The organism is Streptomyces sp. NPDC017676 (assembly GCF_044329325.1).
Lineage (GTDB): Bacteria > Actinomycetota > Actinomycetes > Streptomycetales > Streptomycetaceae > Streptomyces.
The window spans coordinates 34,778-47,260 of record NZ_JBIRJA010000028.1; the positions used below are offsets into that span (position 1 = coordinate 34,778).

Below are 12,483 nucleotides of genomic sequence, written 5' to 3' on the forward strand. Positions count from 1 at the left end.
GTCAGGCTCCCTTCTTCGCGCGCCGCTCGGTCGGCTGGGTCACCCGGTCCAGCATCAGGCCCAGGCAGACGATGGCGGCGCCGGCGACCAGGCCGGTCGCCAGGTCGCCCTGGGCGAGGCCGAACGCGACGTCGTAGCCGAGGGCGCCGCCGCCGACCAGGCCGCCGATGATGACGACGGCGAGGACCAGGACCACGCCCTGGTTGACGGCGAGCAGCAGCGCGCGACGGGCCAGCGGGAGCTGGACCTGCCACAGTTGCTGGCGGCCGGTCGCGCCCAGCGAGCGCGCGGACTCCAGCGCGGCCTGGTCGACCTGGCGCAGGCCCTGCGCGGTGATCCGGACGACGGCCGGCAGGGCGTAGACGACGGCCGCGGCGACGGCGGGCGCGCGGCCGACGCCGAACAGCGCGACGACCGGGATCAGGTACACGAACTGCGGCATGGTCTGGAACACGTCCAGGACCGGGCGCAGGGCGCGTTCGAAGCGGTCGCTGCGGGCGGCGGCGATGCCGGTCGCGAAGCCCAGGACGAGGGTGACGGCGACGGCGGCCAGCACCTGGGAGAGGGTGTCGAGCGACGGCTCCCACACGCCGAGGACACCGATCGCGGCCATGGCGAGGACGGCGGTCAGCGCGGTGCGCCAGGTGCCGATCAGCCAGGCCAGGGCGGCGACGACGAGCAGCACCGACCACCAGGGCAGCCATTGGAGGCCGTCGCGGACCGGGTCCAGGACCCACGTGGTGAAGTGGCCCGCCCAGTCGGCGGTGCCGCCGACGACCGGGACGCCGGAGTACAGGTGGGCGGTCATCCAGTCGACGGCCCGGTCGACCGGCTCGGCGATGCCCAGGGTCCAGCCGGACGGCCAGTCCGGCGCGCCCAGGAGGCGGGTGACGAGGGCGACGGCCACGGTGACGGCGAGGGCGTACGGCCCGCCGATCGTGCGGGGGCGGGTCGTGCCGTCGCCGGCGGCGGCGGTCACGCGGTCCAGGACCACCGCGAGCAGCACGATCGGGATGCCGGCCGCGAGGGCCGCGCCGACGTCGACGGAGGCGAGGGCCTGGTAGACGCGGTCACCGAGGCCGCCCGCGCCGATGACGGCGGCGATCACGGCCATGGACAGCGCCATCATGATCGTCTGGTTGAGGCCGAGGAGGAGTTCCTTGCGGGCCAGCGGGACGCGGGCGGTCAGCAGCCGCTGGCGACGGGTCGCGCCGAGCGACTCCACGGCCTCCAGGACTTCGGGGTCGGCGCCGCGCAGGCCGAGCGCGGTGAGGCGGGCCATCGGCGGGGCGGCGTAGACGACGGTGGCGAGCACGGCCGCGGGGACGCCGATGCCGAAGACCAGGACGACGGGGAGGAGGTAGGCGAAGGCCGGGAGCACCTGCATGGTGTCCAGGACCGGGCGCAGGGCGCGGTCCAGGCGGTCGGAGAGGCCGGCGCCGAGGCCGAGGAACGCGCCGACGACGACGGAGGCGAGCACCGCCACGACCATCAGCGCGAGGGTCTGCATGGTCGGCACCCACATGCCGAGGGCGCCGCAGGCGAGGAAGGCGACGGCCGTCCCGGCGGCCAGGCGGACACCGGCCACGCGCCAGGCGAGCAGGGCGGCGAAGGCCGTCACGCCTGCCCAGCCGGCGGCGAGGAGGGTGAGGTAGACGGCGCGGACGGCCCAGATGACGGCGTTGCTGACGTAGCCGAAGAAGTACAGGAACAGGGGGTGGCTGTCCCGGTTGTCGATGACCCAGTCGCTGGCGGTGGTGAGGGGTTTGTCGAGGTGGACCGTCAGCGCGTGCGGCCAGGAGCCGTTGCCCCAGCGGTCGAGGAGCGGCAGGAGGACCGCGGTGAGGAGGGCGAGCAGGAGGAGCTTGCCCGCGGCCCGGCTCTTGAGGACGCGGGGTGCGGCCGTGCCGGAGGTCGGGATGCTGAGCGTTGCCATCAGACGGCCTCCGGGGTGGTGCGGGGGCCGGGTGGGGTCGCTTGCCCGCGCGGGCCGGGTGCCGCCTTCTTCGGGACGGGCGCCGCCCCGGCGGCACGAGTGCCCGCGGCTACGGCGGCCTCGTCGTCCCTCGCCGGCGTGGGTGTCGTCGTGTCCACACCCGCCACCACGCCGAGCAGTCGCTCCTGGTCGATCACGCCGAGGCAGCGGCCCTTGTCCATGACGCGGGCCGGGGTGCCCGCGCGGGCCACCGCCTCGATGGCCTCGGCCACCGTGGCCTCGGGGCGTACCGCGGGGCCGCCGGCCGTCTCCGCGGCGGAGGCCGGGCGCATCGCCGTACGCGCCGTCATCACCTGCTCGCGCGGTACGTCCCGGACGAACTCGCGGACGTAGTCGTCGGCCGGGCTGCCGACGATCTCCTCGGGGGTGCCGAGCTGGACCACCTGGCCGTCGCGCATCAGGGCGATGCGGTCGCCGAGCCTGAGGGCCTCGGTGAGGTCGTGGGTGATGAAGACCATCGTGCGGCCCTCCTCGCGGTGCAGGCGGGCCACCTCGTCCTGCATGTCGCGGCGGATGAGGGGGTCCAGCGCGCTGAACGGCTCGTCGAAGAGCAGCACCTCGGGGTCCACCGCCAGCGCCCGGGCGAGGCCCACCCGCTGGCGCTGGCCCCCGGAGAGCTGGCCGGGGCGGCGCTTCTCCATGCCTTCGAGACCGACCTTGGCGATGAACTCGGCGGCGCGTTCGCGGCGTTCGGACTTGCCGACGCCCTGGATCTCCAGGCCGTAGGCGACGTTGTCGAGGACCGTGCGGTGCGGGAGGAGGCCGAAGTGCTGGAAGACCATCGCGGCCCGGTGCCGGCGCAACTCGCGCAGGCGGGCCTTGTCCATCGCGCGGACGTCCTCGCCGTCGATGGCGATCGTGCCCGCCGTCGGCTCGATCAGGCGGGTCAGGCAGCGGACGAGGGTGGACTTGCCGGAGCCGGACAGGCCCATGACCACGAAGACCTCGCCCTTGCGGACGTCGAAGGAGACGTCTCGGACGGCGGCCGTGCAGCCGGTGCGGGAGCGGAGTTCGGCGGGGCTCAGCATGCCGAGTTCCGGGTCCGCCGGGACGCGCTCGGGCTTGGGGCCGAACACCTTCCACAATCCGGACACCGAGAAGACGGGCTCGGTCGTGGTGGGCGGCTTGCGGGTGGGGACGGTGAGACTCATCGGACACCTCCGATCAGGTCGACGGCCTTCTCCCCGACCATGAGCACCCCGATCATCGGGTTCACGGCGGTCATGGTCGGGAAGACGGACGCGTCGGCGATGCGAATGCCGTCGAGGCCCCGGATCCTCAACTCCGGATCCAATACGGCGAGTTCGTCGTCGGCGGCGCCCATCTTGCAGGTGCCGGCCGGGTGGTAGACGGTGTGCGCGACCTTGCGGGCGTACTCGCTCAGCTCGGCGTCGCCGAGGATCTCGGGGCCGGGGCAGACCTCGCGCTTGAGCCAGCCGGCCAGCGGTTCGGTCTTCGCGATCTCCCGGGCGATGCGGATGCCGTCGACGAGGGTTCGCGCGTCGTAGTCGTCCTCGTCGGTGAAGTAGCGGAAGTCGAGCGCCGGCTTGACGGCGGGGTCGGCGCTGGTCAGGTAGAGGCGGCCGCGGCTCTTCGGCTTGGGGATGTTCGGGGTCATCGAGACGCCGTACCGCGGGCGTTCGTAGCCCAGGCGCTCCGGGTTGTCCGTGAACGGGATCTGGTAGAAGTGGAACATCAGGTCCGGGCCCGCGTGTGCGGGGTCGCGGCGGACGAACAGGCCCGCGTCGGAGTCCATCGCGGAGTTCTCCGGGATCGGGCCGTGGGTCTCCCAGACGATGACCGACTCGGGGTGGTCGAGCAGGTTCTCGCCGACGCCCGGCAGGTCGTGCGCGACGGGAATGCCGAGCGCTTCGAGGTCCTTGGCGGGGCCGATGCCCGAGTGGAGCAGCAGGCGCGGGGAGTCGACGGCGCCCGCGCACAGCACGACCTCGCCCCGGGCGCGGATCAGCAGTTCCTCGCCGTCCTTGGTGCGCACGTGGACGCCCTCGGCCCGGGGGCCGTTCAGCTCCAGCTTGTACGCCCAGGTCTCCAGGAAGAGACGGAGGTTGGGGCGTTCGTCCATCACCGGGTGCAGGTACGCCACCGACGCCGAGGAGCGCTTGTTGTTCTCGGGGTGGTAGGCGAGGTCGAAGAAACCGACGCCCTCGGTGAACGGCTTGCGGTTGAAGCCCTCGACCCGGGGTACCCCGAGCGCCGACCGGGCCGCGTCGACGAAGTCGCGGGCGATGGCGTTCCGGTCCTTCTCGTCGACGGAGACGATGTTGTTCTTGAGGCGGGCGAAGTAGGCCTCCATGGGGACGGCGCCCCAGCCCTTGGCGCCGGCCTCTTCCCACTCGTCCCAGTCGGAGGGCAGGGGCTTGAACGAGATGAGGGTGTTGTGCGAGGAGCAGCCGCCGAGGACGCGGGCGCGGCTGTGCCGGATGTGGGAGTTGCCGCGGGGCTGTTCCACCGTCGGGTAGTCGTAGTCGAGTTCGCCGCCGAGCAGGCCCATCCAGCGGCGCAGGGTGAGGACGTCGTCGCGGCCGACGTCGCTCGGGCCGCCCTCGATGACGGCGACGGTGACGTCGGGGTTCTCGGTGAGGCGGGAGGCGATGACGGAGCCCGCCGTGCCGCCGCCGATGACGACGTAGTCGTAGACGTGGGGAGTGTGGGACATGGGGGTGCTGCTCCAGGTGGGGACGGACTGCCTGCGGGGCGGGGCTCAGCCGGCGAACCAGCGCACCGGCTTCGGCGCGAGGTTCTGGTAGACGTGCTTGGTCTCGCGGTACTCGGCGAGGCCGGCGGGCCCCAGCTCGCGGCCGGTGCCGCTCCTGCCGAAGCCGCCCCACTCCGCCTGCGGCAGGTAGGGGTGGAAGTCGTTGATCCAGACGGTGCCGTGGCGCAGCCGGGCGGCGACCCTGCGGGCCCGGCCGGCGTCGGAGGTCCAGACGGCGCCCGCCAGGCCGTACTCGGTGTCGTTGGCGAGGAAGACGGCCTCCTCCTCGGTGCGGAAGGTCTCGACGGTGAGGACCGGGCCGAAGACCTCCTCGCGGACGACCCTCATCTCGCGGTGACAGGCGTCGAGGACGGTCGGCTCGTAGAACCAGCCGGACTCGGGGCGCTGCGGTGACGGCTCCGGCCGCTTGCCGCCGCAGCGCAGTACGGCACCCTCTTCGAGCGCGGAGGCGACGTACGCCTCGACCTTGGCGCGCTGCTGCTCGGAGACGAGCGGGCCGCACTCGACGCCGTCGGCCGTGCCGCGGCCGAGCCTGATCCGCTGGGCCCGGCGGGCGAGTTCGGCGACGAAGCGCTCGCGGACCGACTCCTCGACGATGAGGCGGGCACCGGCCGAGCAGACCTGGCCGCTGTGGATGAAGGCCGCGTTGAGGGCCTGGTCGACGGCGGTGTCGAAGCCCTCCTCGGTGGCGCAGGCGTCGGCGAAGACCACGTTGGGGTTCTTGCCGCCGAGTTCGAGGGCCACCTTCTTGACGGTGGGCGCGGCGGCCTGGGCGACCTTGGTGCCGCTGGCCAGGCCGCCGGTGAAGGAGACCAGGTCGACGTCGGGGTGCTCGGCGAGCCGGGCGCCGACCGTGTGGCCGGGGCCGGTGACGAGGTTGGCCACGCCCGCGGGCAGGCCGGCCTCGGCCAGCAGGTCGATCAGGGCGATGGTGGTCATCGGGGTGATCTCGCTGGGCTTGATCACGAAGGTGTTGCCGGCGGCGAGCGCCGGGGCGATCTTCCAGCTCGCCTGGAGCAGCGGGTAGTTCCAGGGGGTGATCAGCGCGCAGACGCCGACCGGTTCGTGGACGACCACGCTGTGGATGTCGGGCGAGCCCGCGTCGACGACCCGGCCCGGGGCCTCGGCGGCGACCAGGTCGGCGAAGTAGCGGAAGGCGTCGGCGACGCACGTGATGTCGACGCGGCCCTCCTCGACGGTCTTGCCCGCGTCCCTGCTCTCCAGCAGGCCGAGTTCCTCCCGGTCGCGCACCAGCAGGTCGGCGACGCGGCGCAGCAGGGCGGCGCGCTCGGCGACCGGGGTGTGCGGCCAGGGGCCGTGGTCGAACGCGTGCCGGGCGGCGGCCACCGCGCGTTCGGCGTCCTTCTCGTCGCCCTCGGCGACCACGGCGAACGGCCGGGCGTCCGCGGGGTCGAGGATCTCCCGGGTCGCGCCGGAGATCGCCGCCAGCCACTCGCCGCCCGCGTGGATGGTCGCCCGGGCGTGTCGTTCCGTTCTGTCCGCCATGATCGGTGTCGCCTTCCGTTTTCGATCCGTTCCCCTGCGTGACAGGGCTGCCTCGGCTGGGGACCGTCGCCGCCTGCCCGGGGCCTTCGCGTCGCATGCGCAATCGGTGGCCGAAAGTGCGCCGCGTCACTGAAAATGCGGTCGAAAAGGGACAAAAGTAGGGTGAGGAGAGGTGTCGGGAGGTGGCGCGATGGCTCGTGGATCGCGACTCTGTGCGGGGGCAAGCATCACCGCGGCCCTGCTGGTCCCGCTCGCCCTGCCCGGTACGGCCCCCGCCGCGCCCCCCACGGCACCGGCTCCGGCCGCCACCGCACCCGCTCTCCCGGCCCTGGTCCGCTCCGACGGCACCCCGGAAATCCCCGCCGCCGACGGCCCGAGCGCCCGCGCCCTCGCGGAGGAGGCGCGGAGGAATCTGCTCAAGGCGCGCTCGGTGCACCTGAAGTTCACGGATCACCGCGCGAGCGCCGACCGGACCGCCCCGGCCTCGCTGGAGCTGACGCTCGACCGCTCCGGCAACTGCGTGGGCAAGCTGGTCATGGGCGCGGACGGCGGCAGCGTCGCGCTGGTCAAGCGGGGTGACCAGGTGTGGATGAAGCCGGACACCGCCTTCTGGAAGGCGCAACTGCCGGATCGCCGGGGCGATGCCGTGGCCGCCCGCCTGAAGAACCGCTATCTGCACGGCTCCACGAAGGACACCGTGCTCAGGGCCATGTCCGGCACCTGTGACCTGAGCGTCTTCCAGAAGGAGGCCGCCGCCGGGTCCTCCCCCCGCACCGCGCTGACCAAGGGCGCGGAGACGAAGGTCGACGGCACGAAGGTGATCCCGCTGACCGGCACCGGGCACAGCGGGAAGAAGATCACCCTCTACGTCACCTCGGCCGGCCCGCACCGCCTGGTCCGGGCCACCCAGCAGGGCCCCGGCACCGACCAGGACCTGACCTTCACGGGCTACGACGAGCCGGTCCCGTCGGCCACCCCGGCCCCGGCGCGGTCCGTGGACATCTCCGAGTTCCAGCGCGAACTAGAGCAGACCTGATCCCTGGAGCATCAGTTCCCGTACGCAGCCGCGCAACCAGGCGTGGGCCGGGTCGGCGTCGTGCCGCGGGTGCCAGGCGAAGCCGATGTCGACGGCGGGCAGCGGGAGCGGGATCTCGAAGGTGACCAGACCGAGGGCGTCGGCCAACGGACGGCCCCACTGGCTGAACAGCCCGATCAGGTCGGTCTCGCGCAGCACGAACAACGAGGCCGGGTAGGTGCCGACGCTGCCCACCACCCGGCGTTCCAGGCCGAGTGAGGCGAGAGCGTCGTCGATCGGGCCGCGCTGTCTGCCGCGCCGGGAGACGATGAGGTGCCCCGCCGCGGCGGCGAACCGCTCGGGGGTCAACTCACCTTCCAGCAACGGGTGTCCGGCCCGTACGACGCCCAGCATGCGGTCCTGGTGGATCTTCTCCACATGCACCTCGGGCGCGACGGAGTCGATCACCCCGACCTCCAGGTCGGCGGTGCCCTGCCGCAGGAACGGGGCGTCGACGTGGCTCTCGCTCAGGAAGCGCAGGCGGATGCCGGGGGCCTCGCGTGCGGCGCGGGCGAAGAGGGCCGCGCCGTACATGGCGGCGACGGCGTCATGGCCGAGGATCGTGAAGGTGCGGGTGACCTCGCGCAGGTCGGTGTCCCGGCCCGGCGTGAACAGGGCGCGGGCCCGCTCCACGACCGCGCTGACCTCGGCGCGCACGGCGAGCGCGTGCGGGGTCGGCACCATCCGGCGGCCCGCGCGGACCAGCACCGGATCACCGAGCGCCTTGCGGATGCGGCCCAGGGTGCGGCTCATCGCCGGCTCGGACAGGTGCAGCCGGCGGGCGGCGCCCTGCACGCTCTCCTCCTCCAGCAGCACGTCCAGCGCGACCAGGAGGTTCAGGTCCAGACCTGTGGATTGCGTCATGTGCAGGTATTCCTTGCGAAGGTTGCACTGGAAAGCAGGTACGGCGCGAGCCTACGGTGAGAGCGCATCCCACACCACCCACCAGCTCCCGGGAGGAGCCGTGCCCGCGCACGCCCTGAAACGCTCGACCCTGCTGACCCTGTGCGCCTGTGTGCTCGTCGCGCAGAGCATGGTCGCCGCCATCAACCTGCTGATCCCGCAACTGGGTTCGTCCGACCTGCACCCCACGCACACCGAGATCCTGTGGACGGTCGACGCCTACGTCATCGTCTTCGCGGGCCTGCTGATCCCGGCCGGCGCGCTCGGCGACCGGCACGGCCGCAAGGGCGCCCTGCTCGCCGGCCTCGCCCTGTTCGCCGCGGGTGCCGCGACCAGCGCGCTCGCCCCCGGTCCGGCTCTGCTGATCACCGGCCGGGGCATCTCGGGTGCCGGGGCCGCGCTGATCACCCCGGCGACGATGTCGGTCCTGGTGCATCTGGCCGGGCCCGAGCGGCGCGCCCAGGCGATGGCGTCCTGGACGCTGGCCATCGGGCTGGGCGGCATGGCGGGCAATCTGGGCGGCGGCCTGGTCGGGCAGTACCTGTCCTGGCGGGCGCTGTTCGCCGCGATGGTGCCGTTGGCGGCCGTCCTCGCCACCGCGGTCGCGGTCACCACCCCGCGCACGGCCCGCTCCGCTCAGGGCAGCCCGGACCCGGTCGGCACCCTGCTGCTCACCGCGGGCCTGGTCGCCGTGCTGTTCGGCATCATCGAGGGCCCCGGCAACGGCTGGGCCTCGCCGCGCATCCTGACCGCGTTCGGCCTGGGCGCCCTGCTGGTGGCCGCCTTCACGGTCCACGCCCTGCGCTCCCGCGCCCCGCTGTTCGACCCGCGCGTCTTCCGCTCCGGCGGGCTGCGCGCGACCACGCTGGGCCTGGCGACCGGATTCTTCGGCCTGTTCGCGCTGTTCTTCGTCAACTCGCAGTATCTGCAGGAGGTCAAGGGATTCGAGCCCGCCGTGACCGGGATCGCGATCGTGCCGCTCATCGTCGGCATGGCCCTGGTCCCGAAGTTCGCCGCCCGCTGGTCGGCGCGTCCACGCCCGGTCGTCGGCACCGGACTCGCCCTGATCGGTCTGGGTCTGCTCGCCGCGTCCACGGCGGACGCGCACACGCCCTACGCGCTCTACGCCTGCTGGCTGCTGGTCATCTCGGCGGGCACGGGGCTCGCCATGCCGGCCCTCACCCTGGGCGTCGTCCTGTCCCTGCCCCCGCACCAGGCGGGCCTCGGCTCCGGCCTCGGCACCTCGGCCCGCGAGATCGGCGCGGCCCTCGGCGTCGCCGTCGCCGGCACGGCCCTGGCGGGCCACACCGACTTCGCGAGCGGGATGGGCCCGGCGCTGCGGACCGTCGGAGCGGTGGTCCTGCCGGCCACGGCCCTGGTCGTCCTGGGCTACCGCCCCGCCGGCCGCCCCTCCCGGACGGCCACGGGCACGGGCACCGGCACCGGCACGCGGGCGGCTAAGGAGCCGGTGGCCTGAACACAGCGGGGGCATGCCTCGGCAAACGCAGCGAGGTCCCCTTCCGCCATCGCGGAAGGGGACCTCGTGTGTGGAGCGCCGGGCAGGCCTTGCACCTGCATCTCCCCGCAGGAAGCGGGGCGTCTTTCCTTGGACCACCAACGCATCACCTGGTGCCGGGTTTTCCGGCGGCCGGTGCGTGATCAACTATAGCGCACCGGCACCGGGTCACACCACGTCAGGTCAGATGAGGCCGAGGCCGCGGACCGCCTCGCGCTCCTCCTCCAGCTCCCTGACGGAGGCGTCGATGCGGGCGCGGGAGAACTCGTTGATGTCCAGGCCCTGGACGATCTCGTACTTGCCGTCCTTGCAGGTGACCGGGAAGGAGGAGATCAGACCCTCCGGGACGCCGTAGGAACCGTCCGACGGGATGCCCATGGAGGTCCAGTCGCCCTCGGCGGTGCCGTTGACCCAGGTGTGGACGTGGTCGATCGCGGCGTTGGCGGCGGAGGCGGCGGAGGACGCGCCACGGGCCTCGATGATCGCCGCACCGCGCTTGGCGACGGTCGGGATGAAGTCCTCGGCCAGCCACTTCTCGTCGTTCACGACCTCGGCGGCGTTCTTGCCGGCGACCGTGGCGTGGAAGATGTCCGGGTACTGGGTGGCGGAGTGGTTGCCCCAGATGGTGAGCCGCTTGATGTCGGAGACGCTGCTGCCCGTCTTCTTCGCCAGCTGGGTCAGGGCGCGGTTGTGGTCCAGGCGGGTCATCGCGGTGAAGCGCTCGGCCGGGACGTCCGGGGCGGCGGCCTGCGCGATGAGCGCGTTGGTGTTGGCCGGGTTGCCGACGACGAGGACCCGGATGTCGTCCGCCGCGTGGTCGTTGATGGCCTTGCCCTGCGGCTTGAAGATGCCGCCGTTGGCCTCCAGCAGGTCACCGCGCTCCATGCCCTTGGTGCGCGGACGGGCGCCCACCAGCAGGGCCACGTTGGCGCCGTCGAAGGCGACGTTCGGGTCGTCGGTGATGTCGATGCCCTGCAGCAGCGGGAAGGCGCAGTCGTCCAGCTCCATGGCCGTGCCCTCGGCGGCCTTGAGGGCCGGGGTGATCTCCAGGAGGCGCAAGCGGACCGGCACGTCCGCGCCGAGCAGCTGGCCCGAGGCGATGCGGAAGAGCAGGGCGTAACCGATCTGGCCGGCCGCGCCGGTGACGGTGACGTTCACGGGAGTGCGGGTCATGGCGTTCTCCGTATGACAGCTGGCGGTGGGGCGTCCCTGCCCCGGGCGGATGATCGATCTCTTGGCGTCAAGAGAGATCCAGCGGTCAGGCTATCGCGCATCCGGCAGGTGAGACGTCCGGGGCCGTGTGGCTCACCCCACAAGGGGATCAGGGGGATGTATCACCTGCCGGGGGTGGTGCCGGAGGGGTACGAAAAGGCGGCCGTCCGTCCGGGAGAGGAGGGACGGAGACGGCCGCCGGTGGGGGTGCCGGCGTACCGGACTCCCGTGGGGGGACACCGTTCGCGTGCCCAGGATCCGGCGCCGTATGCGCCGTCTCCGGAAATTCCCCCTCCGCTTCTTCCGCCCGGCGGCGCGCGACCGCCGCGGCTAGTTGGTGCAGCCGGTCTCGCCCGAGGCGAGCGTGGCGCAGGCCGTGGCCTGTGCCGGGTCGTGCACGGCGACCATCGGGGTGTAGCCGATGGTGTCCCCCACGGCGGTGATGTCGCCCGTCTGCCGGACCTTGCCCACGGTCACCCGTACGGTGTCGCCCGGCGCGCCGCTGGTGATCCGGCCCCAGGCCGTGCCGCACGCCTTGCTGTAGCGGACCTCCAGGGTGGTGGTGCCGACGGTGGCGGTCTTCGCGGTGCTCACCAGGTCACCGCTGCACCCCATGGCCTCCGCGTCCTTGCCGGTGCAGTCGGCACCGGCGCACTTCACGCCGGGGGGCGGGCTGGTCCGTGCGGGGGCGGACGGGGAGGGTGACGTGCGGGCACCGGCGTCCGGGTTCCCGTCCCCACCCCGATGGGTGAGGAAGATGACCCCGGCGATGAGCAGCCCGGCGCCGACCAGCCCCGCGAAGAACATCACCACCTGCTGCCGGTGCACGGACCACCGACCGAGCGGACCCACGGGCCGCCTGCCGGCGGCTCCGCCGGGCGCGCCCGGGGTGCGGGCCGCGGCGCCTGTGGCTCCGCCGGGGACACCCGGGATACGGGCCGTGGCGCCTGTGGCTCCGCCGGGGACGCCCGGGGTGCGAGCCGTCGCGCCGGTGGCTCCGCCGGGGACACCCGGAGTGCGGGTCGTGGCGCCGAGGGCTCCGCCGTGGGCGCCCGGGGTCTGGGCAGGGGTGGCCGGGGTTCCGGTGCCACGGCCCGGGGTGCGGGGGGCGACAGTCGGGGTTCCGACAGTGAGGCCCGGGGGCCAGACGGAGGTGCTCGGGCCTCCGCCGGCGGCGTCCGGGAACCGAGCGGACGCGCCCGGGGCGCCGGCCGGGAGGCTCGGCGTCCGGGCGGGCGTGTCCGGGCTCAGGGGCGAGGAGGACGGAGTCCGTGCCGGGCCGGGCCGGGTGTTGCCTGGGCGGACGCCGGCCTTCGACGGACCCCGGTAACCGGCCACTCCCCAGGAGTTCTTGACAGGCGGGTCGTCATCGCCGGACGCGGCACGGACGTCATCGCCGGACGCAGCACGAGCGTCACCGCCGGACACGGCACGGACGTCACCGCCGGACGCAGCACGAGCGTCACCGCCGGACACGGCACGGACGTCACCGCCGGACGCAGCACGAGCGTCACCGCCGGACACGGCACGGACGTCAC

General features: G+C 73.3%; 9 protein-coding genes. 2 read left to right on the top strand and 7 right to left on the bottom strand.

The genetic code is table 11. From position 1 onward, the window contains the following. Position 1: 1 nt before the first annotated feature. From ACH4LD_RS39525 to ACH4LD_RS39540, 4 genes are read right to left on the bottom strand one after another with little or no spacing between them, the layout of a single operon-like run. Positions 2-1,936, bottom strand: a complete 1,935-nt coding sequence (locus ACH4LD_RS39525; RefSeq protein WP_398059148.1) for an ABC transporter permease — start codon at positions 1,934-1,936, stop codon at positions 2-4. After that, the gene (locus ACH4LD_RS39530) at positions 1,936-3,147 is read right to left on the bottom strand and encodes a glycine betaine/L-proline ABC transporter ATP-binding protein (RefSeq protein ID WP_398059149.1); all 1,212 of its coding nucleotides are present in this window, start codon (positions 3,145-3,147) and stop codon (positions 1,936-1,938) included. The genes ACH4LD_RS39525 and ACH4LD_RS39530 overlap by 1 nt, the downstream gene beginning before the upstream one ends. Further along, positions 3,144-4,673 (bottom strand): GMC family oxidoreductase, encoded by a 1,530-nt coding sequence (locus tag ACH4LD_RS39535; RefSeq protein ID WP_398059150.1) that lies wholly within the window; start codon positions 4,671-4,673, stop codon positions 3,144-3,146. Before ACH4LD_RS39535 ends, ACH4LD_RS39530 begins: the two co-directional genes overlap by 4 nt. Positions 4,674-4,718: 45 nt before the next feature. Then, the gene (locus tag ACH4LD_RS39540; RefSeq protein ID WP_398059151.1) at positions 4,719-6,239 is read right to left on the bottom strand and encodes an aldehyde dehydrogenase family protein; all 1,521 of its coding nucleotides are present in this window, start codon (positions 6,237-6,239) and stop codon (positions 4,719-4,721) included. A gap of 190 nt (positions 6,240-6,429) precedes the next feature. On the opposite strand from ACH4LD_RS39540, the gene ACH4LD_RS39545 reads away from it, so the two are divergent. Continuing rightward, entirely contained in the window at positions 6,430-7,275 is an 846-nt protein-coding gene (locus ACH4LD_RS39545; protein WP_398059152.1) for a hypothetical protein, read from the top strand. Here the strand turns inward: ACH4LD_RS39545 and ACH4LD_RS39550 are convergent. Beyond that, the gene (locus tag ACH4LD_RS39550) at positions 7,261-8,178 is read right to left on the bottom strand and encodes a LysR family transcriptional regulator (protein WP_398059153.1); all 918 of its coding nucleotides are present in this window, start codon (positions 8,176-8,178) and stop codon (positions 7,261-7,263) included. The two genes, ACH4LD_RS39545 and ACH4LD_RS39550, sit on opposite strands and share 15 nt — an antisense overlap. Positions 8,179-8,278: 100 nt before the next feature. On the opposite strand from ACH4LD_RS39550, the gene ACH4LD_RS39555 reads away from it, so the two are divergent. Further along, entirely contained in the window at positions 8,279-9,694 is a 1,416-nt protein-coding gene (locus ACH4LD_RS39555) for an MFS transporter (RefSeq protein ID WP_398059154.1), read from the top strand. 222 nt (positions 9,695-9,916) lie between these two features. Here ACH4LD_RS39555 and ACH4LD_RS39560 read toward each other — a convergent pair whose 3' ends face one another. Then, positions 9,917-10,906, bottom strand: coding sequence for a malate dehydrogenase (locus tag ACH4LD_RS39560; protein WP_398059155.1), 990 nt, complete (start codon positions 10,904-10,906; stop codon positions 9,917-9,919). Between the two features lie 369 nt (positions 10,907-11,275). Continuing rightward, positions 11,276-11,773: a DUF2690 domain-containing protein gene (locus ACH4LD_RS39565; RefSeq protein ID WP_398059156.1), complete on the bottom strand. Its 498-nt coding sequence runs from the start codon at positions 11,771-11,773 to the stop codon at positions 11,276-11,278. Positions 11,774-12,483: the final 710 nt, after the last annotated feature.